Origin of the sequence: Bradyrhizobium sp. ERR14, assembly GCF_014198235.1 — a bacterium.
GTDB lineage: Bacteria > Pseudomonadota > Alphaproteobacteria > Rhizobiales > Xanthobacteraceae > Bradyrhizobium.
On the sequence record NZ_JACIHD010000002.1, the window covers coordinates 560,079 to 584,935 of the forward strand.

17 protein-coding genes and 1 pseudogene are annotated in these 24,857 nt (G+C 63.8%); 5 read left to right on the forward strand and 13 right to left on the reverse strand.

Annotated elements, in window-relative coordinates; all coding sequences use genetic code 11:
- Positions 1 to 72 precede the first annotated feature (72 nt).
- From GGD62_RS08835 to GGD62_RS08845, 3 genes are all read right to left on the reverse strand, one after another.
- Positions 73 to 921, reverse strand: coding sequence for a right-handed parallel beta-helix repeat-containing protein (locus tag GGD62_RS08835; RefSeq protein WP_246800020.1), 849 nt, complete (start codon positions 919 to 921; stop codon positions 73 to 75).
- A 64-nt stretch (positions 922 to 985) separates the two neighbouring features.
- A complete protein-coding gene (locus tag GGD62_RS08840; protein WP_183708051.1) occupies positions 986 to 1,831 on the reverse strand; it encodes a right-handed parallel beta-helix repeat-containing protein in 846 nt (281 codons plus the stop codon).
- Between the two features lie 492 nt (positions 1,832 to 2,323).
- On the reverse strand, positions 2,324 to 5,311 hold the full coding sequence (locus GGD62_RS08845; RefSeq protein WP_183708053.1) for a M10 family metallopeptidase C-terminal domain-containing protein: 2,988 nt from the start codon (positions 5,309 to 5,311) through the stop codon (positions 2,324 to 2,326).
- 199 nt (positions 5,312 to 5,510) lie between these two features.
- Here GGD62_RS08845 and GGD62_RS08850 point away from each other — a divergent pair, with 199 nt between their 5' ends.
- Complete coding sequence (locus GGD62_RS08850) at positions 5,511 to 5,813, forward strand: hypothetical protein (RefSeq protein WP_183708055.1); 303 nt, start codon at positions 5,511 to 5,513, stop codon at positions 5,811 to 5,813.
- A 118-nt stretch (positions 5,814 to 5,931) separates the two neighbouring features.
- Complete coding sequence (locus GGD62_RS08855) at positions 5,932 to 7,125, forward strand: CaiB/BaiF CoA-transferase family protein (RefSeq protein WP_183708057.1); 1,194 nt, start codon at positions 5,932 to 5,934, stop codon at positions 7,123 to 7,125.
- A gap of 78 nt (positions 7,126 to 7,203) precedes the next feature.
- On the opposite strand, the gene GGD62_RS08860 is transcribed toward GGD62_RS08855, so the two are convergent.
- The 6 genes from GGD62_RS08860 to GGD62_RS08885 form a co-directional block, all read right to left on the reverse strand.
- Positions 7,204 to 8,085 (reverse strand): outer membrane protein, encoded by an 882-nt coding sequence (locus tag GGD62_RS08860; protein ID WP_104461356.1) that lies wholly within the window; start codon positions 8,083 to 8,085, stop codon positions 7,204 to 7,206.
- Between the two features lie 154 nt (positions 8,086 to 8,239).
- Entirely contained in the window at positions 8,240 to 9,763 is a 1,524-nt protein-coding gene (locus GGD62_RS08865; RefSeq protein WP_183235383.1) for a tripartite tricarboxylate transporter permease, read from the reverse strand.
- Positions 9,764 to 9,774: 11 nt separating this feature from the next.
- Positions 9,775 to 10,317: a tripartite tricarboxylate transporter TctB family protein gene (locus GGD62_RS08870; RefSeq protein WP_152102644.1), complete on the reverse strand. Its 543-nt coding sequence runs from the start codon at positions 10,315 to 10,317 to the stop codon at positions 9,775 to 9,777.
- 170 nt (positions 10,318 to 10,487) lie between these two features.
- A complete protein-coding gene (locus GGD62_RS08875) occupies positions 10,488 to 11,462 on the reverse strand; it encodes a tripartite tricarboxylate transporter substrate binding protein (protein WP_165637466.1) in 975 nt (324 codons plus the stop codon).
- 204 nt (positions 11,463 to 11,666) lie between these two features.
- Complete coding sequence (locus tag GGD62_RS08880; protein WP_183708059.1) at positions 11,667 to 15,572, reverse strand: S-layer family protein; 3,906 nt, start codon at positions 15,570 to 15,572, stop codon at positions 11,667 to 11,669.
- A gap of 608 nt (positions 15,573 to 16,180) precedes the next feature.
- Entirely contained in the window at positions 16,181 to 16,759 is a 579-nt protein-coding gene (locus tag GGD62_RS08885) for a dihydrofolate reductase family protein (RefSeq protein ID WP_183708061.1), read from the reverse strand.
- 14 nt (positions 16,760 to 16,773) lie between these two features.
- On the opposite strand from GGD62_RS08885, the pseudogene GGD62_RS41655 reads away from it, so the two are divergent.
- Positions 16,774 to 16,895: pseudogene (locus GGD62_RS41655) on the forward strand (transposase); the annotation flags it as partial.
- Between the two features lie 145 nt (positions 16,896 to 17,040).
- Here GGD62_RS41655 and GGD62_RS08895 read toward each other — a convergent pair.
- The 3 genes from GGD62_RS08895 to GGD62_RS08905 form a co-directional block, all read right to left on the reverse strand.
- Positions 17,041 to 18,021, reverse strand: coding sequence for an ABC transporter substrate-binding protein (locus GGD62_RS08895; RefSeq protein WP_183708063.1), 981 nt, complete (start codon positions 18,019 to 18,021; stop codon positions 17,041 to 17,043).
- A 226-nt stretch (positions 18,022 to 18,247) separates the two neighbouring features.
- On the reverse strand, positions 18,248 to 19,045 hold the full coding sequence (locus tag GGD62_RS08900) for an enoyl-CoA hydratase/isomerase family protein (protein ID WP_018319275.1): 798 nt from the start codon (positions 19,043 to 19,045) through the stop codon (positions 18,248 to 18,250).
- Positions 19,046 to 19,088: 43 nt separating this feature from the next.
- Positions 19,089 to 20,288, reverse strand: a complete 1,200-nt coding sequence (locus GGD62_RS08905; protein WP_018319274.1) for an alanine--glyoxylate aminotransferase family protein — start codon at positions 20,286 to 20,288, stop codon at positions 19,089 to 19,091.
- 209 nt (positions 20,289 to 20,497) lie between these two features.
- Between GGD62_RS08905 and GGD62_RS08910 the strand changes: the two genes are divergently transcribed.
- Positions 20,498 to 23,506: an FAD-binding and (Fe-S)-binding domain-containing protein gene (locus GGD62_RS08910; RefSeq protein WP_183708065.1), complete on the forward strand. Its 3,009-nt coding sequence runs from the start codon at positions 20,498 to 20,500 to the stop codon at positions 23,504 to 23,506.
- A complete protein-coding gene (locus GGD62_RS08915) occupies positions 23,499 to 23,927 on the forward strand; it encodes a heme-binding protein (protein WP_179735601.1) in 429 nt (142 codons plus the stop codon). The genes GGD62_RS08910 and GGD62_RS08915 overlap by 8 nt, the downstream gene beginning before the upstream one ends.
- Before the next feature lie 141 nt (positions 23,928 to 24,068).
- On the opposite strand, the gene GGD62_RS08920 is transcribed toward GGD62_RS08915, so the two are convergent.
- Entirely contained in the window at positions 24,069 to 24,851 is a 783-nt protein-coding gene (locus GGD62_RS08920) for an enoyl-CoA hydratase/isomerase family protein (protein ID WP_183232931.1), read from the reverse strand.
- Positions 24,852 to 24,857 lie beyond the last annotated feature (6 nt).

Consider the following 24,857-nt stretch of genomic DNA (forward strand, 5'->3'; position numbering starts at 1 on the left):
GAAATCCATAGCGGTGCCAGACACAAAAAAGCTCCGGGCGCATCGCGCCCGGAGCTCGTCGATTGGGTGGGCCTAGTGATACCCGCCAGCCGTAGCCGGCGTCGTGTCCGGATTGTTGCCGTTGATCTGGTTGTCCAGATAGGACAACACGTTGCCGGTGGTGGCTGCGCCGAGATTGTTGACGATCACCGAGCGGCCGATCCGGGCTCCCGCAGTGCCGCTGAGGGCAAAGGCGGTGCTGAGATTCTCGGAGATGTTGCTGTTGTTGACCTGGACGTTGGACGATCCCTGCACGTTCACGCCGACGAAGTTGTTGTGGATGGCCGTGTTGTTGATCAGCACCCGGGTGCTGCCGCCATTGGTGTTAATGCTGATCCCCGCGCCAGCAGCCGCAGTGCCGTTGTGCGAAATGACGGTGTCGCGGATCATCAGCATCGAGTTGAAGTTCGACGGATTGGAGAAGATGCCGGTTCCCGACGCGCCGTTGAAGTCCCTGATAAAGCAATGCTCGATGACGACCGAGGCCGCCTGGAGGATGTTGACGCCTTTGACGCCGGTGCCGGCTCCCTCGATGTCGAGGCCGCGCAGTACGATGTGATCGGTCGCCGCAGCGTTGATGTTGACGCCGTTGGTGCCGGACCCAAGGATGCTGCCGACGACACCTTCGCAGTAGATCGTCATCGCCTTGGTGATGGTCACCGTGCCGAAGCCCGCGGAATCGAGGCAATTGATCTCGCCGCCCGCGGCGGTCTTCGAAATCGCACCGGCGAAGGTCTTGCACGGCGCGGTGCGGCTGCACGGATTGACGTCATCGCCGACCCCAGAGACCCACGTTCTGGTCGCCTGGGCATGAGCCGGCTGCGACACGGCGAATGGCAAGAGGAATCCCGCGACAAGAGTCCATAGAGCAATACGACGCATATTGAACCTCCAAAATTGAACGGAAAAACTTGACGTTGTTGCCAGGCTAGAAGCTTCGAAGGACCTAGTGATACCCGCCGGCGGTCGCCGGGGTCGTGTCCGGATTGTTGCCGTTGATCTGGTTATCCAGATACGACAGCACGTTGCCGGAGGTCGCCGCCCCCAGATTGTTGACGATCACCGAGCGGCCGATTCGCACTCCCGCACCGCCGGTAAGGGCGACGCCCGTACCCAGATTCTCCGAGATGTTGGTGTTGTTGATCTGGACGTTGGCCGATCCCTGCACGTTCACCCCGACGAAGTTCTTGTGGATGGCCGTATTGATGATCAGGCTCCGCGAACTGCCGCCGTTTGTATTGATGCTGATCCCGGCGCCGTCGGCGGCGGTGCCGTTGTGCGAGATCACGCTGTCGCGGATCATCAGCATCGAGTTGAAGTTCGACGGGTTGACGAAGACGCCGACCCCGCCCGCGCTGTTGAAGTTCCTGATGAAGCAATGCTCGATGACCACCGAGGCCGCCTGGAGGATGTTGACGCCCTTGATGCCGGTTCCGAATCCGTCGATGTCCAGGCCGCGCAGCACGATGTGATCGGTCGCGGCGGCGTTGACGATGACGCCGGAGCTACCCGCTGCGAGGATGCCGCCGACAACCCCTTCGCAATAGATCGAGATCGCCTTGGTGATGGTCACGACGCCGAAACCGCCGGAGTCGAGACAATTGATCTCGCCGCCCGCCGCCGTCTTCGAGATCGCCCCGGGAAAGGTCTTGCATGGGGCGGTGCGGCTGCAGGGGTTGGCGTCATCGCCCACGCCGGACACCCACGTTCTGGTGGCCTGGGCATGAGCCGGCGATGCAATCACCGGCACGAACAATCCTGCAATCAGAGCCAAGAGTGCAATTCGACGCATTTCTCTTTCTCCCGATATTGAGCTGGGATCCCAGCTTGTTGCCATGCACAAGTCTTCGCCGCAGCAGCCTGCGCGTCGCGCGGCCCTCCGGCATCATTGTCGATATTTCGTTGAAACTTTCCCCCCGCCGCTTTCGGCGCTCGCAATACGGCCTTTGTGTTCAAATGATTGGATACGCAACACTATTGGGAAAAACGGAAGGCAGGCTTCTTGCCACTTCGCACCACGCAACTGTTGCGCGACAGACGGCGAGCTTTCTAGTGGTCGTGCCGGAACAGGCAAGGTTCAATTCGACGTGTACATTTTATGAGGAATTTCACGCCATCAACGCGCCTAGGGCGTCGCCAAACCTCGTCCAAGGAAGCCGCTGGTGACGGTCAGGCCAGAAGCGATCGCAAACACGAGGTGCATCTCACACGAATAGCAATGCGATCCGCCTGCCATGACAGCAATGATCGCCCGTGCTGCGTCGATTCGACGCGACGCGTGCCGTCAGCTCAGCAGAAAGCCATGTTCGTGCAGGTTGTGAAAGAACTCGGTCAGCATGTCGATCACAGCCGCGTCGTGGCTCCCCGCCGGTTGAGTCCACTGCTCTGCAGTCTGCGTACTGGCCGGCGCGGGCATGGCGTCCGGCAGCTCGGACGGGACCGCCGTTGAGATTCCGCCCTCAGTGAAATTGAACGCAAAGCCATCACCGGAGGTGCCAAGCCCCGCAGTCGCGGGCGGCGCTGCGCCGATAGCACCGTCGCCATTGAGATCCTGGTAAAGCGTCGGCTCCAGCGCCTTCAGCGATGGATCATTCCCCAGCACTTCGGGCGCCGCCGCGAGCGTGGTCAGGAAGTTGCCGCTGCTGTCGGTGCTCCAGACGGAATAGTGGGCGTTTGCCGAATTCTTCCAGACCACGTCATAGCCGCCGCCTGACACCCGCTCGGCGCCGATCACCGACCACGTGCTATAACTGGCCGCATTCACCACAGACCCGGCGTATTTCAGCGTGGGGCCGGTGCCGGCGGCGTCGTACAGATAGTAGTTGCCGCTGGACAAGACCGCACGGGTCGCTCCGAACGCCTCGATCGTGACGCCGCTGACGGGGACGACGGGAAGACCGATCGTGCCGTCACCGTTGACATCCTGATGGAGCGTCGGCTCCAGCCCTTTTAGAGACGCGTCGGTCCCCAGCATCTCCGAAGCCGACCCGAGAGTCGTGATGAAGTTGCCGGTGCTGTCCGTGCTCCAAACCGAATAATGGGCATTTGCCGAGTTCTTCCAGACGACGTCGTATCCACCGCCCGACACTTGCTCGGCGCCGATCACCGACCACGTGCTGTAATTGGCCGCATTCACGACGGAGCCAGCGTATTTCAAGGTGGGCCCGGTGCCGGTCGAGATGTCGTTCAGGTAATAGGTGCTACCGGATAGGACCACGCTGGTCGATCCCAGCGCTTCGATCGTGCCGCTGCTGACGAGGGGGGCAACGGGGACGCCAGTCGTGCCGTCGCCGTTGATGTCCTGATGGAGCGTCGGCTCCAACGCCTGCAGCGACGCATCGGTGCCAAGCACTTCAGGAGCCGCGGCAAGTGTGGTCAGGAAGTTGCCATTGGCGTCCGTGCTCCAGACGGAGTAGTGGGCGTTCGCCGAATTTTTCCAGACCACGTCGTAGCCGCCGCCCGACACCTGCTCGGCGCCGACGACCGACCAAGTGCCGTAATTGGCAGCGATCACAGCCGCGCCCGCATATTTCAGCGTAGGTCCGCTGCCGGTCGAGATATCGTCCAGATAATAGTAGCCACCAAACAGAGCCGCCGCGGTCGACCCGAACGCCTCGATCGTGACGCCGGGGATGGTGACGGCGGACAAGCCGATCGTGCCGTCGCCATTGAGATCCTGCTGCAGCGTCGGCTCCAGCCCTTTCAGAGCCGCGTCCGTCCCCAGCATCTCGGAGGCCGAGCCGAGAGTCGTGATGAAGTTGCCGGTGCTGTCCGTGCTCCAGACCGAATAATGGGCATTTGCCGAGTTCTTCCAGACGACGTCGTATCCACCGCCCGACACCTGCTCGGCGCCGATCACCGACCACGTGCTGTAATTGGCCGCATTCACCACAGACCCGGCGTATTTCAGCGTGGGTCCGCTGCCGGTCGAGATGCTGTTCAGGTAATAGTTGCCGTTCGTCAGGGCCACGCTGGTCGATCCGAACGTCTCGATCGCGCTCGGCACGAGGCTGGAGGCGGCCACCGTGGCGCCCCCGAACTGGAAATATTCGACGCCGGTGACGGTATCTGTGCCGTCGGGCACGCCGCTGCGCTGGTCGACCAGCGTGAACGTCTGCGTCGCGGAATTGTACGAAACCAGATAGTTGGCCCGGCTGCCCGAATACACCGCGGTGTCGGTGCCCGAGCCGCCGATGATGGTGTCGTTGCCCGCCCCGCCGGTGATCGTGTCGTTGCCGCCGCCGCCGTTCAGCGTGTTGGCGATGGCGTTGCCGACGATGGCGTCGTTGCCGGATCCGCCGATGGCGTTGTCGATGTAGGAGCGTGCGTCGCCGTTATAGAGATAGGCGTTGTAGACGTTGCCCGACGCGTAATGGCCGTTGCCCAGATATGCCAGTTGCACCGAGGAGAACACCGACGAGGCGCCGGGGTTGAGATTGATGCTCAGGTTGGTCGTGTAGTTCGACAGGTCGTAGGTATCGACGCCGCCGCCGTCCCAGACCGTCTCGTAGATGCGGTTGGCCGAGCCGCCGACGCCGCCGCCCGGCGCGAGCTGCCCTACACCGTTGATGAACTCCTGCCCCGTGGTCGGATTCCAGGTGTAGACGGTGCTGCCGCTCTGGGTCGTGTAGTCCGCGCCGTACATCGTCTGCAGCGCGAGGATATCGTTGGCCATGTAGGTCTGCGAATATCCGTACGCTTCGTTGGTGTAGCCGGACGTGGTCGAAGCGCCGACATAGCTGCGATAGCTCATGACGGTGTATTCGCTGTCGTCATGCGCGCTCGGCACCGCGACGTTGCCGGGGCCGCCGGCCTCCTGGCTGTGCTTGAGGCCGAAGGCATGGCCGAGCTCGTGCAGCGCGGTGGTGAAGTAATAATTGCCGAGCTTGGCCAGCGAGAAATTGTATTGAGTGCCGAACCAGACGTCACCGCCGGACGCGTAATTGCCGGGATAGTAGGCGTAGGCGGTCGGATTGGCCGCCGGCGACTGCGCGATCATGATATCGGCGCCGTTCGTGCCCGCGTACTGGATGTCGGCATTGGTGTAGCTGAGGATCAGCCCGATCGCGTAGTTGATGGCCGCCTGGATCTGGGTGGGCGCCGAGGCAAAGCCCGAAGTGGTCGGCTCGCTGCTGCCGCCGTAATAGGGATTGGGGTAGTCGCTGGATGCGTCAGGAAAACTATAGGTGATCGTGCCGGTCCATTTGTAGCCGGACAGCAGGCCGTCGATCTCGGCGTTGTTGGTGGCACTGACATTAACAGCGGTGGCCAATGGACTCTCCAGAGCAACGCGTCGCGTGCGATTCGGGAAGAAAGCACATGATTCTAGCTTGAGAGTTAAACGTTTGGTTTAAATTGGGCAGCTCCGCCTGCCCCTCTTCCATAAGACTGTGTTAGCCATCAGATTCCGTAGTCATACGGGACGCGAACAACAGCCTCGGTTCCTGCGGCACCCGTAATTGCAGGGTTTCATGAAGCGACGTTCACTCATAGCCGGTCTGTTTGGCGCCTTGATGGCGCTCGCCGGGCTCGACCATCAACCCTTCGGAGGATTCCCTGTCATGGTGGAGAAGGCCAAGGCGGACGACAGCGGCAAGGCGGCGCGTGCGCCCTCCATGCCGATGGCCCGCGATCCCGCCGTCGCGGTGGCAGAGGAATACGAAGCTGCCCGCCGCAAGGGAACGCGCCAGGCGCTCGAGCTCTTCATTGCGCGCCACGGCGATGATCCCCTGGCCGAGCAGGCACGCACGGAGTTGAAGCGCCTGTCGCGCTGATCGCTCGGACACCGCATCAGGCATGGCATTTCGGCAGGCGGCATCGGCGCCGGGCCGGCTTGTCGCGTGGTCGTTCGGCACTATGGTAGGCCCGTAATCTGTCCCGGAGCCTCTCAAGATGCCCTTTCCGCATGCCTCGGATGCCCTGTCGCGCTTCACCGTGCTCGATCTGACCCGCGTCCGCTCCGGGCCCACTTGCGTGCGGCAGCTGGCGGACTGGGGCGCCAATGTCGTCAAGATCGACGCGCTGACCGAGGATGCCGGCGGCGAGCAGCCGGGCGGGCCTCGCCGGGGTTCCGACTTCCAGAATTTGCACCGCAACAAGCGGGCCATGACGCTGAACCTGAAGGACGAGCGCGGGCTCGCCTTGTTCAAGCGCCTCGCCGCCAAGGCCGACGTCGTGGTCGAGAATTTTCGGCCCGACGTGAAGAAGAAGCTCGGCATCGACTATGAGAGCCTTGCCGCAATAAACCCGCGCATCGTCTATGGCAGCATCTCCGGCTTCGGCCAGGACGGCCCCTATCACAAGCGGCCCGGCTTCGATCAGATCGCGCAAGGCATGGGCGGGCTGATGTCGATCACCGGGGCGCCGGGCGAAGGCCCGATGCGGGTCGGCATCCCCGTCGCCGACCTGACGGCCGGGCTGTTCTGCGCCATGGGCATCCTCACCGCGCTGCTCGAGCGCGAGGTCTCGGGCAAGGGCCAGTGGGTGCAGACCTCGCTGCTCCAGGCCCAGATCTTCATGCTCGACTTCCAGGCCGCACGCTGGCTGATGGAGAAGGAGGTCGCCAAGCAGGCCGGCAACAACCATCCGACCAGCATTCCGACCGGCGTGTTCAAGACCTCGGACGGCTACATCAACATCGCCACCACGGGCGGGCGGATCTGGGAGCGCTGCGCCCAGGCGATCGGCGCACCGGAACTCTATGCCCATCCCGACTATGCGACGGCCCCTGCCCGCTCCAAGAATCGTGACGCGCTCAACGCCGAGATCGAGAAGCGCACCGTGACGAAATCGACCGAAACCTGGGTCAGCGAGCTCAACGAGGCCGGCGTGCCCTGCGGGCCGATCTACGCCATCGACCAGATGTTCGAGGACGCCCAGGTCAAGCATCTCGGCATCGCCCAGGACGTGCCGAACGACGAGGATCGCCACATCCGCCTGATCGGGCAGCCCGTGACGCTGTCGCGCACGCCGAGCAGCATGGTTGCGCGGCCGCCGGAATTCGGCGAGCAGACCGACGAGGTCCTGAAGGAATTCGGCCTCAGCGCGGACGAGATCAGCAAACTCAGGGACGCCAAGGTGGTGTGAGCCCCTCGCCTGACGTCGCCAAACGACAAAGCCCGGCGCGAGCCGGGCTTTGCTTCTTGTTGGACGCCTCTGTTGATCTTAGTACCTGGCGACGACCGGGCTGTCGAACTGGTAGTTGATGCCGGCGCGCAGGATGTGGTCGGTGAAGTGCGACGAGACATTGGCGCTGATCGGCAAGGCGGGCGACAGCGTGAACGGACCGGACGAGAAGCGCCCGAGATCCATGTAGAGATATTCGAGCTTGGCACTCCAGTTCCGGGTGATCTTGCCCTCGACGCCAACGCCGGCGGTCCAGCCGACGCGCGTGGTTGAGTTGGAACCGACCGATGTAATCGGAGCGCCAAAGGGCGCAATGCCGCTGAAGCTCGTCATCGTGCCTGTGGTCTTGATTTCGCCGAAGGCCAGACCGCCAGTGCCGTAGAACAGCACCTTCGGGGTCGCCAGGATACCAACGCGGCCCCGGACCGTGCCGAACCACTGGAGCTTCTGGTCGACCGTCAAGGTCGTGCCAGCCAGACCGCCGGGCGGCAAGAACGTCAGGCCGGGAAGACAGGGGCCGGCGACCGGCGCGACGGCAGTACCGACGCAGCTGAAGCCGGCGCTGCCCTTCTCGCCCGACCACTGGAGGTCGCCCTCGATGCCATAGACCCAGTTGGCATTTTGCCAATTGTAGCCGGCTTGGCCGCCCGCGATACCGCCGTTCATGTCGAACGCCCCACTGGTGATGGAGCCGGCCGGAGGCGCGATCGGTGTGCCAGTCGGGGTGTTAAAATAGGATACGTCGGTGCGCGAACGGCCCCAGCTGTAGCCGCCATTGGCGCCGACGTACCAGCCGGTCCAGCTCCACACCGGATCGACGATAGGCGCCTTCACATACGGTCTTGCTGCGATATCGGCAGCCAACGCGCCCGTCGCGAACAGCGACATCGCCGCTGCCATTCCAATCACGATCCGCTTCATGGAGAACCCCCTCCGCACAATTTTGTGATCAAAACATATGTCACCGCCTGCCCAAAGGCTGTGCCATGCCGGCAACATCCAGAAACAATCGCAGGGTGTGGCGCGCCGGACCACAACGACATGGCCTCCCTTTATGTAGTTGAATCCAATCGATTTATGCCTGTCGCGATGTCGCCCTGGTCCGTTGCGTCCATCCGACGCGGGAAAGCATGCCGTCGATCACCGGCCAGAACAGCAGGACGATCGCCAGCGTCGTGATCGAGCCGACCAGGCCGTTCGACCAGAACACCTTGAGGTCGCCGCCAGAGCCGATCATCGACAGACGAAAGGCATCCTCGGCGCGATTGCCGAGCACGAGCGCGAGGGTGAACGGCGCCAGCGGAATGCCGATCTTCTTGAAGACGTAGCCGACGATGCCGAAGCCGAGCATCAGCCAGATGTCGAACATCGCGTTCTGGATCGCATAGGCGCCGATCGCGCAGGACACCACGATCATCGGCGCCACCGCGGCAAACGGCACACGCAGGATCGAGGCGAAGATCGGCACGGTCGTCAGCACCAGCACGAGGCCGACAACATTGCCGAGATACATCGAGGCGATCAGGCCCCAGACGAAGTCCTTGTGCTCGACGAACAGCAGCGGGCCCGGATTGAGCCCCCACACCATCAGGCCGCCGAGCAGGATCGCCGCGGTGCCCGAGCCGGGAATGCCGAGCGCCAGCATCGGCAGCAGCGCCGAGGTGCCTGACGCATGTGCCGCCGTCTCCGGCGCGAACACGCCCTCGATTCGGCCCTTGCCGAAACTTTCGGGATCCTTGGCGAAGCGCTTGGCAAGGTTGTAGCCCATGAAGGACGCCGCGATCGCGCCGCCTGGGGTGATGCCGAGCCAGCAGCCGATGAAGGAGGAGCGCAGCAGCGTGGTCCAGTATTTCGGCAGGTCCTTCCAGACGCCGAGCACGACGCGGAGCGATATGCTTGCGGCGTGGCCGCGCAGCGCCAGCCGCTCCTCCATCGTCAGCAGGATCTCGCTGATCCCGAACAGTCCGATCACCGCGACCAGGAAGTTGATGCCGCGGAGCAGCTCCGGCGAGCCGAAGGTCATGCGGAGATTGCCCGACACGGTATCCATGCCGATGCCGGCGAGCAGCAGCCCCAGCGACATCGAGATGACCGTCTTGTGCTTGGCCTCGCGCCCCAATCCGACGAACGAGCAGAAGGTCAGCAGATACACCGCGAAGAACTCGGGCGGGCCGAACTTCAGCGCAAAGGACGAGATCATCGGCGCGAGGAACGTGATCAGCAGCACCGCGACCAGCGAGCCGATGAAGGAGGAGGTGAACGCCGCGGTCAGTGCCTCCGCCGCCCTGCCCTGCTGGGCCATCGGATAGCCGTCGAAGGTGGTCGCGACCGACCAGGCTTCGCCGGGGATGTTGAACAGGATCGAGGTGATCGCGCCGCCGAACAGCGCGCCCCAATAGATGCAGGACAGCATCACGATCGCCGAGGTCGGATCCATGGTGAAGGTGAGCGGCAGCAGGATCGCGACGCCGTTCGGGCCGCCGAGGCCCGGCAGCACGCCGACGAAGATGCCGAGCACCAGCCCGACCATCATCAGCACGAGCGTCTTCCACGTCAGCAGGACGGCAAAGCCGTGAAGCAGGAGACCAAAAGCTTCCATCGCGGGACCGCCTAGCGGCCGAAGGCCGCTTCGAGCGGCCCTTTCGGCATGATGACGTCGAAGGCGACATCGAATGTGACGAACATGATCGCCGTGAACACAAGAGCGGTGAGCAGCGACTTCCACAGCGCGATCTTGCCGACGAGGCGCATGAAGCCGGAGATCAGCAGGAAGCTCGCGACATAGAGGCCGAGGAACTGCATCACGAGGCAGAACAGCAGCGTCGGCACGAACACCGCCATGACGCGGCGGGCCTGTGCGCGCGTGACGAAGGTTCCGGACGCCGCACGCCGCGCCAGCAGCGCCACGATCAGGCCGTAAAGGCTGCCGCCGCCGAGGATGACCGAGAGATAGAACGGAAAATAGCCGGGTTCGGGCCCGGTCGAATCCCAGGACGCGCCGGTGCGCCAATTGTCGTAGCCGAGCGTGACGGCCAGCGCGAGCAGCAGGAGGCAGACGACGATCTCGATCGTGCCGGACGAGACGACGGAGGGCGAGTCGTCTTCAGGCGCGGTCGGATCGTCGACGACGATTTCTAGATCGGTTTGGGACATGCTCTGTTAGGGACGGAGTGCGTTCAATTCTCCCTCTCCCCGCGTGCGGGGAGAGGGTTGGGGTGAGGGGGAGTCTCCACAAGGACGGTGAGAATCGGACTCGCGGAGAGAGCCCCTCACCCCAACCCTCTCCCCGTAAGAACGGGGAGAGGGAGAAGAGAGAGGGACGACTACTTCGCGACGAATCCGGCTTCGGTCATCAGCGACTTGTTGATGGCATCGTCCTCCTCGAGGAACTGCACCATATCCTTGCCGGTGAGGAAGATCGGCTTCAGCGCCTGCTTCTCCATGTAGTCCTTGTACTCGGCGGTCTGCGTCACCTTGTGAAACAGCTCGACATAGAACGCCTGCTGCTCGGCGGTCACCTTGCCGGGCAGGAACATCGCGCGCAGCATCAGGTACTGGACGTCGACCCCCTCCTCCTTGCAGGTGGGGATGTCGGCCCAGGACTGGGTATCCGTCACCTTGCTGGTGTAGGAGATGCGCTCCTTGTCGAACACGCAGAGCGGACGCACCTGGCCGGCGCGCCACACTTCGAGATTTTCGGATGGATTGTTGACGTTGGCCTCGGTGTGGTTGCCGACCAGCTGGGTCGCGGCCTCGCCGCCGGACTTGTAGGGCAGATAGGAGAATTTTGCGCCGGTCTTCTGCTCGAGGAAGACGGTCAGCACGTGATCCTCGCGCTTGGAGCCGGTGCCGCCCATCTTGAACGGCGCGCTCGCCGCCTTCGCGGCCGCGACGAATTCCTTCACCGTCTTGGGGCCCGCGCTGTTGTCCCAGAGCACGAACTGGTCGAGCGCGACCACCGACACCGGGGTCAGCTCACGCCAGTTGAAGGGGATCTTGGCCGACAGCGGCAGCATGTAGATCAAGGAATAGGCGATCAGCACCTTGTTCGGGTCGCCCTCGCTGGACTTCATGTACATCAGCGCTTCCGCACCCGAGGCGCCGCCCTTGAGCGAGACGACGATCGGCTGCTTCATCAGATTGTTCTTCTGGATCGCGGCCTGCATCATCCGCGCCATCTGGTCGGAGGCGCCGCCCGCGCCTGCCGCCACCACGATCTCGACGGGCTTTGCCGGCTCCCAGCCTGCAACAGCCGGCGTGCCGCAAAGCGCGACTGTCAGCGCAATCGCGGCCTTCATTCCATGTCCCACGGGCGTCTTCCCTATGTTCTTGTTCGGATTGGAAATTCAGAGATGAATTCAACGACCATTGTGCTGGCGAATCCGGCCAAGTTCAAGCCATCCGACGTCATCCCCGTTATGACTTTGGAATGAGATGACGCAACGCAAAAAGCGGGCTCCTTGCGGAGCCCGCGCCTTGAGGCCTGGAGCTCGGCCCGCTGTCTACACGACCAATATGTCGTGCTGATTGAGCAGCACGCCGTTCTGGACGCTGACTACGGCGACCGCCGCGCCTTGCGTCCCGTCGGCGCTGTAATAGAGCGTCTGGTTGCCGGTGTCGAAATGGAATTGGGAGAAACCCGAGAACACATCGTCGCCGGAGGTCTCGAACGTCACGTCCATCCCTGCCGTCAACCCGCCGCCAAAGCTGCTCGCGGAGACGGCGATGCGGTCGTGCTCGGTAGTGTTGTTGAAGTCGCCGATCGTACTCGGACCGGGTGGCTGGAGGAAGGCGAAGGTGTCGTTGCCACCACCGCCGGTCATCGCATGGCCGCTGGCCGTGGCGATCAGGACGTCGTTGCCGCTGCCCCCGCTCATGGTCTCGCTCCCGTTGGTCGCGATCAGGATGTCGTCGCCGCCGGTGCCGGTCAGCGCGCTCGCGCCGGCCGTGTTGTTGATGATCGTTGCCGTGACCGCATTGGACGAGGTCGTTCCGTCGGAGGCGGTGTAGCTGAACGAGCCGCCGAGCGTCCCGTCGTCGGTGAAGAAGGCGTCTCCGAACGCGAAAGCACTGCCTCCCGAGCTCGTCGTGATACTGCCGAGCGAAAGATGGTCGATGGTGTCGGGGTCGGTATCGTTCAGGGCGAGAGCCCAGCTGGGGATCTGGACCGTCGCATTGGTGCCGACATCGGTGATCACGGTCTCGCTGACCGCCGTCGGCGCATCATTGGTGCCGTTGATGGTGACGGTGACATCCTGCGTGGTCGAGCCGCCATTGTTGTCAGCGATCGTCACCAGATAGTCCTGGGTCAGCGTCTGCCCCTGCGCTAGGAACTGGATGTCGGCATTGTCGACCGTGAAGTGCCAGGCGAGCGACCCGGCGCCGCCGGCCTCGCTGATGGGATCGAGCGAGAACGTTCCGACATAACCGCTGCCGTTCGGCACGAAGCTGGCGCTGTGGGTATCCCCCGTCTCGGCGTCGGAGAACGACAGCGAGCCCGCCGTGGATTCCGTGGCCGGCCCTGTCGCCGGGCTGACATTGACGGAATCGAGGATCATGCCGGTGTCATTGTCCTCATAGGAAAATTGCAGCAGCGTAGATGACAGCACGCCGTCGCCGAGCACATCGAAGGAATAATGGTTGACGCCGGCCGGCACATTGCTGAGCGACAGGATCGTGGCGCCGTCCCACGATACCGTGAACGGCGCACTGACGCTCTCGGGATCGCCGATGACGTCGAAGCTGACGAAATAGTGTTGGCCGGGCGTGGTCGCGACGTTCTGCGACAGCGTTTCCGGATTGCTCGTCGGCAACAGCTCGACCGAGTAATGGCCGAAGCTGCCGCCGAGCTCGAGCTGCGCGACGTGGATGTGGCCGCCGCCACTCACCGTCCAATTGGCTAAATTGCCGGTCTCGAAATCGCCGTTGAGGATCACCGGCGGCCCGGCGTCCTCGGTGACCGCTCCGCTGAGATTGGCCGCCGTAACCAGCGGATTGTCGTTGGCGCCGGCGATGTCGAAGGTGATCGTCGTCGAGGCCTGGTGGCCCTGGCCGTCATCGACCGCGAAGGTGAACTGGTCGGTGACATTGTCGCCGGCGAGCAGCGCGTCGACCGACGCATCCGCGACATAGCCGTAGGAGCCATCGGCGTTGAGCACCAGCGTTCCATGCGCGCCGGCGACCGAATTGCCGACATTGGCGGCGCTGCCGTTGACCTCGGTGATGGTCCGCGGCGTGCTCTGATCGACCGGCTGGGTGACGTCGAAGATGGCGCCGGTGGCGATACCCGTACCGGCATCGGGGCCCGCCGTGTCGGACGCCGCGATCGTCAGCGGCGTCAGGACCAGCGGATCAGCCGCGCCGTCGATGGTCACGGTGACGGTCTGGACCGAATTGATAAAGCCGTCCCAGACATTGACGTCGTATTGCACCGTCAGCGTCTCGCCGATACTCAAGAAGTCGAGATCGGCGTCGGGAATGCTGAAAGTCCAGTCGATGCTGCCGATTCCGGTGCCCGTGGAATCATGCAGCACCGTTGCGAGCGCCGATTGAAGGTCGACCAACGTCTGCGCCGGGGCGGCAAAACTATTGGCCGACCACACCGCCGAATTCAGCACGACGCTGACGGAATGCGTGTCCGACAGATCGACGTCATTGAAGCTCAGCGTTCCCGTCGGCACCGGGCTTGTGGTGTCCGGCGATTGCGATCCGGTCACGCCGGGCTGCTCGGACAGCGACGCGGATTGCGGCCCGCTGGTGATCACCGGCGCGTCGTTGGCGCCGGTGATGACGACGGAGACGGTCTGCGTCGAACTGGTCGAGCCGTCCGCGACCTTGATGTTGTACGTCACCGTCAGCGTCTCGTTGAACGCGAGATAGTCGAGATCGTTGTCGGCAATCGCAAAGTTCCAGTCGATACTGCCGGTGCCGGTACCCGTGGAATCGTGCAATGTCGTCGTCAGCGCCGCCGCGAGATCCGCCTGCGTCGCGGCGGGCGGCGTCGGCCCCGAGGTCGTGTCCAGCGTGACCGTCACCGTGTGCGTATCGCTGGTGTCCTGGTCGGTGAAGGCGAGCGTGCCCGCCGGGATCGTCGGCGTCGTGTCCAGGACCGGGGAGCCCGTCGTGGCGTCCTGCTCGACGACGGTGGAGGATTCCGGACCGCTGGTGATCACCACGGGCTGGTTGACCCCGAGAACGGTGATGGTGACGTCCTGGGTCGTGGAGCCGCCGTGACCGTCGTCGACCGTGACGTGATAGACAAGCTTGAGCGTCTCACCGCCGTTGAGGAAATTGGCGGAGGAGTTGGGAAACGCGAAATTCCAGTCGACCTCGCCGATCAGATGACCGGTCGAATCCTGAAGCGCGGTGCCGAATGCGGCCAGCAGCTGCGCATTGGTCAGCGGGATCGCTCCGCCGCCCGAACGGGTCGCGGTGACGGTCGTCGAGACGGTGTGCGCGTCGGCAAGGTCGATGTCGGTGAAGAGCAGGCTGTCATGTGCGGTGAGATTGCCGCCGGGGTCGACATTCTGATCCTCGACGAGCGCGGCCGATTCCGGACACGACAGGAAAAATGGCCTGTCGTTGGTGCCGACCACCGTCACGTTGACCGTCTGCGTCGAGATCCCGCCGGCATGGTCGTCGAGCTGCACCGTGTAGGTGATGTCGAGATGCTGGCCAGCCGCAAGATAGTCGAAAGCGAGATCGGGCGCGGAGAAGGTGGTGTTGATGGTGCCGGTAGCCGAGCCCGAGTTCTTGACGACGTTGTCGACGTGATAGAACGACATCAACTCGGCGTTGCCGAACGCGCCTGGCAACAGGCCCGCGGTGGCACCGGAGGCGGAGACGCCGATCACGGTCGCGGTGTGCCCGGTGTTGGCGAGGTCGTCATCGGTGAAGTTGAGCGCGACGTGAACCGTGTCGGGCGAGAGCGACAGCGTCTGGTTGGCCTGCTCGGTGACTGTCGCCGCCGTGGTCATGTTGATCACCGGCTTGTCGTCAGTACCGGTGATGGTGATCTTGACGGTCTGGATGGCGAAACCGCCGTGGTTGTCGAAGACCTTGACGTCATAGATCAGGACAAGCGTCTGGTTCTTGGCCAGGAAGTCGAGATCCTGGTCCTGGTCGCTGAAACTCCATTTGAGCTGCCCCGAGCCGTTTGAATCGCTCAGGATCTGCGATTGCATCGCGGTCTGGAAATGCGCAAGCGAGGCCGCCGGGACGATCGTTCCGCCCGAGACCACCGCGGAATGCAGCGTCGCCGACGTCGTATGGGTGTCGGTCCTGTCGCTGTCCCTGAAGCTCATCGTCCCGGACAGAGTGTGCAGCGTGGTTGAATCGTTGAGGTTGGCAAATTCGGTGAAGCTGCCCGTCGCGGATGACGAGGTGAAAACCGGCATGTGGTTGGTCATGGAAAAATCCCTGCCTGCGTTGCCATGGAGGCGCCGCCGCACGGGGGCGCGGCGACGTGACTGATCGGTCTGAGAAATCAGACGAGACTCAACGGTCTTGCATCAAAGCGTTGGCTTAGGGTCTTGATCTAGGAGCGTGGGCTTGTTCGCGAGGCCGTGCCCGGGATGGTTGGCAGCAATGAAATTGGCGCGGCTCGCGTCGTGGAAATTACGTCGCTTTGTCTTCAGTTCAATTTCAGTTCAATGACGTCCGGTTGCAGGACGGTCGGTCAGAACGCTTCGCAGAGTTCACGTCAACCAATTCGATTGGACTTAAAATCACTTGCTGGCCGGCCTGTCGGCACGAGGAATACGAGAAGGCATCATGCAACCTCTGCGATCTTATGCCTGAGCTCGTCGCGCCGTCAACGTGGACGCGTAACCGCAGACGCGCGCAACTGCGGTTCCGGAGGGCGGAACCGCTTGAAAGAGTTGTGACAATTGCAATTGCGCGGGGCCGCTGACGTTGGCTAGCAATCGCTTCCGCCGGCCGCCGCACCTGGGTCGCATACTCATTAATTTGTTGCCGCAGAGAAAACTCGCCCACGCTGTGAAAATCCGGCTATGAGCTATTCTTGCCTTGCGACTTTCGCCAAAGAGCGTCGGTAGTGCATAGCAACAACGCCGTTGCGCAGCGGCTTCGCCGAAACCAATTCGAGCTTTCGCGCGCTCGGCAAGCCGCTCTCGTATAGAGTGGGGCCGTGGCCGACGATCCTGGGGTGAACGAGGAACTTGTACTCGTCGATCAAATCCAGCCGATCCAGCTCAGCCGCGAGCTTGCCGCTACCGAGGAGCACGCCCGCCGGGGTCGCATCCTTGAGATTCTGCACGCCTGTTCGCAGATCACCGGCGATGTGGTGGCTATTGTTCCACGGGAAGTCGTTTCGCGTTGACGACACCACGTATTTCGGCTTGGCATCCAGCTTAACCGCCCACTCGCGCATCGGCGGCGGCACCTCCGCTTCGCCGCGGGCGACCGCTGGCCAGTAGCTCTCCATCATCTCGTAGGTGACGCGGCCCCACAGCATCGCCCCGCTCTCGTCCATGAGGCGAGTGAAGACGGCGTGTGTCTCGTTGTCGGCGATTCCTTGTTGGTGGTCGACACAGCCGTCTAACGTGACGTTGGTGCTGAAGATCAGTAGTCCCATGCGACAAGCATACAATCTTCCGATGCCGTAGTCACGCGGTTGAGTTTGAGTGGAATGTGATCAAACCGCTTTTGCCGAACAAGGCGCGGGGCGTTCCGAGGGTCGATGACCGGCGCGCGCTGAACGGTATTCTATCAGCTAAGCTCGGGTTCGCCTTTCACGCACATCGCAACACGATACGACAGATACGCTTCAGCGTACCTCGCTTTTGCAAAGCTTGGTGCTATCCGGCTCTGGCTCAGGTCTTATGGGTCCCTCATGCACCGCCGCAATTGTGGTCGCTATTCGATCACCTCGTCGGCGCGGACGAGCAACGAGGGGGACACAGTGAGACCGAGTGCTTTGGCGGTCTTCATGTTGATGACCAACTCGAATTTGGTTGGCCTCTCGACCGGCAACTCGGAAGGCTTGGTGCCTTTGAGTATCTTGTCCACATAGCCGCCCGCACGGCGCATCAGATCGCCCGCGTCGGCTCCGTATACCGACAATCCGCCATTGGCGTAATGTCGGAACAAGTAGATTGCCGGCAGATGATATTTCGCCGCCAGCGCGATGATTCGCGGAGCCTCGACATAGGTGAGAGGATCACCAAAATCGACTATCGCATCGGCGTGCTGAGCGGCGGCCGAGGCAAAGGCGGCGTCGAGTTCTTCGGCTCTGGTCGCCTCAACTATCGGCAGAACTATACCAAGCCTACGAGCCATGCTGGGTATCTCTTCCGCCAAGTAATGCCTTTGCATTGGGTTGTCGGGATTGACCAAGAGCGCAATCTTCGAGGCGCCGGGTACGAGTTCCCGAAGGATCTCGAGACGTTTAGCGAGGAAGTCATCCGGCACCATGGTCGAAAGACCCGTTATGTTGCCACCGGGGCGTGACAGGCCTTGGACGAGGCCGAGCTGCACGGGATCGGCTACCCCCACGAATACAATCGGAATGGTGGCAGTCGCCGATTTCAGGGCCATGGCTGCTTGTGGTCCCGGAGCAACGAGGACATCCGGATTGAGTGCAACCAGGTCGGCAACGGAAGCTGGCAGTCGATCCGGTGGTTGGGAAAAGCGATACTCGATCACCAGATTTTTCCCCTCCACCCAGCCGAGACTTTGCAGCGCATCAACGAACACACGCTCGGCTTGGTTTAAGGCCCGCCCGCTCCCATCACCTATGGCAAGAAAGCCAAGTCGACGGCGAGCTCCCTGCGCCCACGAGCGCCTTCGCGAAACGAGCAGTGCCGCAGTAGCCGCTATGAACTCCCGCCGCTTCATCGAATCCTCATCGCAGCTTGAGGACGACGGGAGACAAAGTATCACGTTCGATGGTCGCGCGGACTGCGATGCTGCGTCGCAAGTACGGCGTGTGGCGCAGGACGGCTTTGGGTCAAAACCGGCAACGCTCTGATTGAGCAGAAAATTTCTGCTTAGATCTCAAAGCCGACGTCTGCGCCTTTATGAGTAAACGCCCTAATATGGCGCAGCCGGCCAAGGACGCGGGCTACTTGCCCTTCCAGTTCGGCGTGCGCTTGTTGAGGAAGGCGTCCATGCCCTCGCGAAAATCTTCGCTCATATACGCCTTCAGGATCAGGTCCTCGCCCTCTTCGCGCGACAGCGTGCGGCGGATGCGGCGCACCGCTTCCTTGGTCGCTTCCAGCGTGAGCGGTGCGTGGCTGGCGACCAGCTTTGCGGTCTCATCGGCGCGGCGCTGCAGCGTCTCGACGTCGGGCACGACCTCGTTGAGGAGGCCAAGCGCCAGCGCCTCCGGCGCCTCGACGAGCCGCGCCTTGAAGATCAGATCCTTGGTGCGGGCCGGTCCGACCAGCGCGACGACGCGGCTGATGTTCGACATCGACAGGCAGTTGCCGAGCGTGCGCGCGATCGGAAAGCCCATGCGCGTCGTCTCGGTGCCGATGCGCAGGTCGCAGCAGGCCGCGATGCCGGCGCCGCCGCCGGTGCAGGCGCCGGCGATGGCCGCGATCACGGGCACGCGGCACTGCTCGAGCGTGCCGAGCACGCGGTCGATGCGGGCCTCGTAGTCGAGCGCGTCCTGCGCGGTCTTGAACGCACGGAATTGGGAAATGTCGGTGCCGGAGGCAAACGCCTTGTCGCCGGCGCCGGTCAGGATCAGCGCCTTGATCGAACGGTCGGCGTTGATCTCCTGGCAGATCTCCGCCATGCGATCATACATGGCGAAGGTCATTGCGTTGCGCGCCTGCGGGCGGTTGAAGGTGATCCGCGCGATGCCGTCCTGGACGGAGTAGAGCAGGTCTTCGTTGGCAGTCGTCGGTGCGTTCATCGCGCGCTCTCTTCTCTTAAGTTCCTCGAGACCTGCCGAGGCGTTAAGCCACCTGAGCCTTGGTCATCGGCACCACGTCGCGTCCCTTCAGGACGTCCATGGCCGCCAGGACGCCGCCGCTCCGGTGCGGAATCTTGGCGAGATCCAGGCCCATCTCGACGCCGGCGAGCGTGCCCATCAGCATCAGATCGTTGAAGTGGCCGATATGGCCGATGCGGAAGACCTTGCCCTTGACCTTGTTCAGGCCGGTGCCGAGCGACATGTCGAAGTTCTCCAGCACAACCTTGCGGAAGGCGTCGGCGTCGTGGCCATCAGGCACGCGCACGCCGGTCAGCGCCGGCGAGTGTGCAGCCGGGTCGGCGCACTGCGTCTCCAGGCCCCAGACCTTGATCGCGGCACGCGTCGCCGCGCTGTGGCGCTTGTGGCGGGTCCAGACGTTCTCCAGCCCCTCCTCCTCCAGCATCTTGACCGCTTCGCGCAGGCCGTAGAGCAGGTTGGTGGCGGGCGTATAGGGGAAGGTGCCGAGCTTGTTGAAGTTGATGACTTCCTGCCAGTCCCAGTAGGAGCGCATGCCGGGGTTGGCCTTGGCCACGGCCAGCGCCTTCTCCGAGACGGCGTTGAAGCCGAGTCCGGGCGGCAGCATCAGGCCTTTCTGGGAGCCGGCGACCGAGACGTCGATGCCCCAGGCGTCGTGCTCATATTCCATCGAGCCGAGGCCGGAGATGGTATCGACCATCAACAGCGCCGGATGCTTGACGCGGTCGAGCAGCTTGCGCACCTCCAAGGGCGGCGTCACGCAACCGGTCGAGGTCTCGTTGTGCACGACGCAGACCGCCTTGATCGCGTGCTGCTTATCGGCGACGAGGCGCTTCTCGATCTCGGCGAGGTCGGCGCCGTGGCGCCAGTCGCTCGGGATGAAGTCGACGTCGAGCTTGAACTTGTCGGCGATGCCGCGCCACAGCACGGCGAACTGGCCGGTCTCGCACATCAGGAGCTTGTCGCCGGGCGCGAACACGTTGACCATCGCCGCTTCCCAGGCGCCGGTGCCGGACGAGGGGAAGATGATCACGGGCTGCTTGGTGCGGAACACCCGCTGCATCGAGGCGAGAACCGCAAAACCGAGCTCGGCGAACTCCGGACCGCGATGGTCCAGCGTCGGCATGTCCATCGCCCGCAGCACCCGGTCGGGCACGTTGGTCGGTCCTGGAATCTGTAAGAAATGCCTTCCAGTGTGCACGGTCATCGGCGTCCTTCCCGGTCTTTGAGGCTTGTCTCGACGTGAGCGTCGGGGGGGGGCCCGAATTCGGGGCTCCCGCGAGCCGCTCGCATATCACTATTCGCCGGGCTTGTCCCTCGCCCGGCGAGGTCCGTCAATGCACAAGAAGCAGGGCTCGCTTGCCAAGGGCCGTGACGGGAGGCAAGACGGTGCCGGCGAAAAGGCGAAAGCGGACCATGGCGGCGGAAGTGGCTGGAAAATCACCGGAATCGGCTCAAAAGGGCAGCCTGGCGGCACGCCTGGCCCGGGAAATCACCGGTGACGTCCTGTTCGACCGCTTCAGCCGTGGCCGCTACGCCACCGACGCCTCGTTCTACCAGATCATGCCGGCCGGCGTGGTCGTGCCCAAGACCATGGACGAGGCCTTGCTGGCGCTGGCGATCGCCCGCGACGAGGGGCGCAAGGTCACCCCGCGGGGCGGCGGCACCTCGCAATGCGGCCAGACCGTCAATGACGGGATCGTGGTCGATCTGTCGAAACACCTGAATCGCATCCTCTCGCTCGACGTTGAGGGCCGCACCTGCGTGGTCGAGCCCGGCATCGTGCTCGACGATCTCAACCGCCAGCTCAGGAAGCATGGCCTGTGGTTCCCGGTCGACGTCTCCACGGCCTCGCGCGCCACCATCGGCGGCATGGCCGGCAACAATTCCTGCGGTGGGCGCTCACTCCGCTACGGCACCATGCGCGACAACACGCTGTCGATGGAGGCCGCCCTCGCCGACGGCACACTGAGCCGTTACGGCGAGGTCTCGCGCGATCTCTCCGATCTCGACGCCGGCAACAGCGCGCGCGCCCTGTTCCGCGACATGCTCGATCTCGGCACGCGCGAGGCCGACGAGATCGCGGCGCGGTTTCCCAAAGTGCAGCGCCGCGTCGGCGGCTACAATCTCGATGCGCTGGTGCCGCGCAATGCGCGCAACAACATGGCGCATCTGCTGGTCGGCTCCGAGGGCACGCTGGCCTTCACCACCAAGGTCGAGCTGAAGCTGTGGCCGGTGATCCGCAACAAGGCGCTCGGCGTCTGCCATTTCGGCAGCTTCTACGAGGCGATGGACGCGGCCCAGCATCTCGTCAAGCTGAAGCCGATCGCCGTCGAGCTGGTCGACCGCACCATGCTCGCGCTCGGCCGCGACATCGCGATGTTCCGTCCCATTATCTCCGCCGCGATCAAGGGCGATCCGGACGCCGTGCTGGTGGTCGAATTCGCCGAAGAAGACCAGGCGGACAACGTCCTCCGTCTCAAACAGCTCGGTGAGCTCATGGGCGATCTCGGTTTCGGCTGGACCAACGACAAACGCAAATGGGGCGGCGTGGTCGAGATCACCGACCCTGCATTGCAGAGCGGCATCGCCGATTTCCGCGCCGCCGGCCTCAACGTCATGATGTCGATGAAGCAGGAGGGCAAGCCGGTCTCCTTCGTCGAGGATTGCGCGGTGCCGCTGCCGCACCTCGCCGACTACACCGCACGGCTGAACGAGGTGTTTGCCAAACACGGCACCAGCGGCACGATGTATGCGCACGCCTCCGAAGGCTGCCTGCATGTGCGCCCGGTGCTGAATTTGAAGTTGGAAAAGGACGTCAAGGCGATGCGCGCGATCGCCGAAGAGGCCTTCGCGCTGGTGCGCGAGTACAAGGGCTCGCATTCCGGCGAGCATGGCGACGGCCTGGTGCGCTCCGAATTCCACGAGACCATGTTCGGCGAGCGTCTGGTCGCCGACTTCCGCGAGGTGAAGCAGCGCTTCGATCCCGATGGCGTGCTCAATCCCGGAAAGATCGTCGACGCACCGAAGATGGACGACCGCTCGCTGTTCCGCTTCAAGCCCGACTATCGCGCCGGCGAGCTGAAGACCAAGCTTGACTGGTCGGCTTATCCCGGCGCCGGCGGCGGCTTCCAGGGCGCGGTCGAGATGTGCAACAACAACGGCGCCTGCCGCAAGCTCGAGGGCGGCGTGATGTGCCCGTCCTATCGCGCCACGCGCAACGAGAAGGACGTCACCCGCGGCCGCGCCAACACGCTGCGCCTTGCGATCTCGGGCCAGCTCGGCCCCGGCGCGCTGTCGTCCGACGAGATGATGGAAACGCTCAAACTCTGCGTCTCCTGCAAGGCCTGCCGCCACGAATGCCCGACCGGCGTCGACATGGCCAAGATGAAGATCGAGGTGCTGGCCGCGCGCGCCGCCTCGCACGGCCTGACATTGCGCGACCGCCTGGTCGGTTATCTCCCGCGCTATGCCGGCCTCGCATCGCGGCTGGCGCCGCTGGCCAATTTGCGCAACCGCAGCCCGCTGCTCCGAAAGCTATTCGAACGCTTTGCCGGCATCAGCGCGCACCGCGCCCTGCCCGCCTTCCGCAGCGACGTGTTTGCGCCGGCGGCTGACGTGGTCGGGCCCGTCGATGGCCGTGAGGTCGTGCTGCTCGCCGACACCTTCAACCGCATCTATGAGCGCGAGAACCTCGATGCCGCCCTGCGCGTGCTCGCGGCCGGCGGTTATCGCGTGCATCTGCCGAAGGCGCTGAGCGGCAGCCGCCCGCTCTGCTGCGGCCGCACCTTCCTATCCGCCGGCCTCGTCGATGAAGCCAGGGTCGAGCTCGATCGTCTCGTGGCCGCGTTCGCGCCCTTTGCCGCGCGCGGCGTGCCGATCGTTGGCCTCGAGCCGAGCTGCCTGTTGACGCTGCGCGACGAGCTCGCCTCGCTGCGCAAGGACAACGACGCCAAGGCGGTCGGCGCCCATGCGCTGACCTTCGAGGAATTTCTGGTGCGCGAGGCCGAGGCCGGCCGGCTGCAACTGCCGCTCGGCACTGTCGCTGAGAAGGCCGTCGTGCACGGCCATTGCCATCAAAAATCCTTCGGCGCCTTCAAGCCGGTCGAGCAGGTGCTGCGCCTCGTCCCAGGCCTTGCGGTCGAGACCATCGAATCGAGCTGTTGCGGCATGGCCGGCGCGTTCGGCTATGGCGCGGACACCTATGATGCCTCGATCGAGATGGCCGAGCTGTCGCTGCTGCCCGCCGTGCGGCGCGCGGACCTAACGACTCTCGTCGTTGCCGACGGCACCTCCTGCCGCCACCAGATCCATGACGGCACCCGGCGCGAGGCGCTTCACGTCGCGCGCGTGCTGGCGATGAGCCTCGATCGTACTGAGACCAATTCCACCTCAACTGCTGCAAAGGAAACCAGCCATGGCTGACCTCACCCTCGACACCGCCCGCAAGATCCTCGATGCCGCCTTCGCGAAGGCCGGCGAACTCAAGCTCAAGCCGCTGGTCGTCACCATCCTCGACGCGCGCGGCGTGCTCAAGCTCGCCGCGGCGCAGGACGGCACCAGCCTGATGCGTGGCGAGATCGCCCACGGAAAGGCCTATGGCGCGCTCGCCATGGGCATGGGCTCGCGGGCCCTGTTCCAGCGCGCCCAGGAGCAAGCCTTTTTCATCGACGCCGTGAACACCATCGCCAAGGGCGCGCTGGTGCCGGTCCCCGGCGGCGTCCTGATCATGGACGGCACGACGCTGCTCGGCGCGGTGGGTGTCTCCGGCGACACCTCCGACAATGACGAGGCCTGCGCGGTGGCGGGTATCCAGGCGGCGGGGCTGAAGCCGAACGCGGGCTGACATGCCGTAGGATGGGGTAGCACTGTGGGCGCGCAAGCGCGACCCGCAGGGCGTAACCCACCTCTTCTTTCTCTGCGGCAGCAGAAGCGGTGGGTACGCTACGCTAACCCACCCTACGAGTTGCGTGCGCGGTAGCGCCCCTCACCTTCCCGTCCAGACCGGCTTCCGCTTCTCGCTGAACGCCTTCAACCCTTCCTTGGCGTCCTCGGTCATCGCGAGCAGCGCGATCTGGCTTTCGGTGTAGGCGATGCTCTCGTCGAACGACATCGAGGCGATGGCGCGCATGGCGTATTTGCCGCGGCGGATCGCGGTCGGCGACTTGTCGACGATGCGGCCGATCAGCCAGTCGACCTTGGCATCGAGCTCGGCGGTGGGCACGACGTAGTTGAGCAGACCCGCGGCTTGCGCCGTCTTCGCATCGAACGGCTCGCCGGTGAGCGCCCATTCGTTGACGAGCCGCGGCGGCGCAATGGACTGCAGCAGGCTCAGCACCTGCATCGGAAACACGCCGACCTTCACCTCCGGCAGGCCGAAGACGACGTGATCGGCCGCGACCGCCATGTCGGTCATGCAGAGCAGGCCCATCCCGCCGGCCATGCAGACGCCGCCGACCCGCGCAATCGCGGGCTTGGTGGCGTTCTGTGACAAACGTAACAGATCGGCATAGTCGACATTTGGTTTGGAATGATCCATCGCGAAAGCCGCGCCGGAATTCTGCAGATCGGCGCCCGCGCAGAACGCCTTGTCGCCCGCGCCCGTCAGCACGATGACGCGGACGTCCTTGTCGTCGTGCGCGTCGCGATAGCCTTTGGTGATGCCGGCGATGACCTCGCCGTTCAGCGCGTTACGTTTCTCCGGCCGGTTGATGGTGATCCAGAACGCCTGCCCGCGCTTCTCTGTGATGATTGCTGTGGTGTCGGTCATGGTACG

What these genes read in the sequence shown, in the direction of transcription:
- GGD62_RS08835 (WP_246800020.1), bottom strand. Translation starts at nt 921, where the DNA reads ATGCGTCGTATTGCTCTATGGACTCTTGTCGCGGGATTCCTCTTGCCA.
- GGD62_RS08840 (WP_183708051.1), bottom strand. Translation starts at nt 1,831, where the DNA reads ATGCGTCGAATTGCACTCTTGGCTCTGATTGCAGGATTGTTCGTGCCG.
- GGD62_RS08850 (WP_183708055.1), top strand. Translation starts at nt 5,511, where the DNA reads ATGAAGCGACGTTCACTCATAGCCGGTCTGTTTGGCGCCTTGATGGCG.
- GGD62_RS08855 (WP_183708057.1), top strand. Translation starts at nt 5,932, where the DNA reads ATGCCCTTTCCGCATGCCTCGGATGCCCTGTCGCGCTTCACCGTGCTC.
- GGD62_RS08860 (WP_104461356.1), bottom strand. Translation starts at nt 8,085, where the DNA reads ATGAAGCGGATCGTGATTGGAATGGCAGCGGCGATGTCGCTGTTCGCG.
- GGD62_RS08865 (WP_183235383.1), bottom strand. Translation starts at nt 9,763, where the DNA reads ATGGAAGCTTTTGGTCTCCTGCTTCACGGCTTTGCCGTCCTGCTGACG.
- GGD62_RS08870 (WP_152102644.1), bottom strand. Translation starts at nt 10,317, where the DNA reads ATGTCCCAAACCGATCTAGAAATCGTCGTCGACGATCCGACCGCGCCT.
- GGD62_RS08875 (WP_165637466.1), bottom strand. Translation starts at nt 11,462, where the DNA reads ATGAAGGCCGCGATTGCGCTGACAGTCGCGCTTTGCGGCACGCCGGCT.
- GGD62_RS08880 (WP_183708059.1), bottom strand. Translation starts at nt 15,572, where the DNA reads ATGACCAACCACATGCCGGTTTTCACCTCGTCATCCGCGACGGGCAGC.
- GGD62_RS08885 (WP_183708061.1), bottom strand. Translation starts at nt 16,759, where the DNA reads ATGGGACTACTGATCTTCAGCACCAACGTCACGTTAGACGGCTGTGTC.
- GGD62_RS08895 (WP_183708063.1), bottom strand. Translation starts at nt 18,021, where the DNA reads ATGAAGCGGCGGGAGTTCATAGCGGCTACTGCGGCACTGCTCGTTTCG.
- GGD62_RS08900 (WP_018319275.1), bottom strand. Translation starts at nt 19,045, where the DNA reads ATGAACGCACCGACGACTGCCAACGAAGACCTGCTCTACTCCGTCCAG.
- GGD62_RS08905 (WP_018319274.1), bottom strand. Translation starts at nt 20,288, where the DNA reads ATGACCGTGCACACTGGAAGGCATTTCTTACAGATTCCAGGACCGACC.
- GGD62_RS08910 (WP_183708065.1), top strand. Translation starts at nt 20,498, where the DNA reads ATGGCGGCGGAAGTGGCTGGAAAATCACCGGAATCGGCTCAAAAGGGC.
- GGD62_RS08915 (WP_179735601.1), top strand. Translation starts at nt 23,499, where the DNA reads ATGGCTGACCTCACCCTCGACACCGCCCGCAAGATCCTCGATGCCGCC.
- GGD62_RS08920 (WP_183232931.1), bottom strand. Translation starts at nt 24,851, where the DNA reads ATGACCGACACCACAGCAATCATCACAGAGAAGCGCGGGCAGGCGTTC.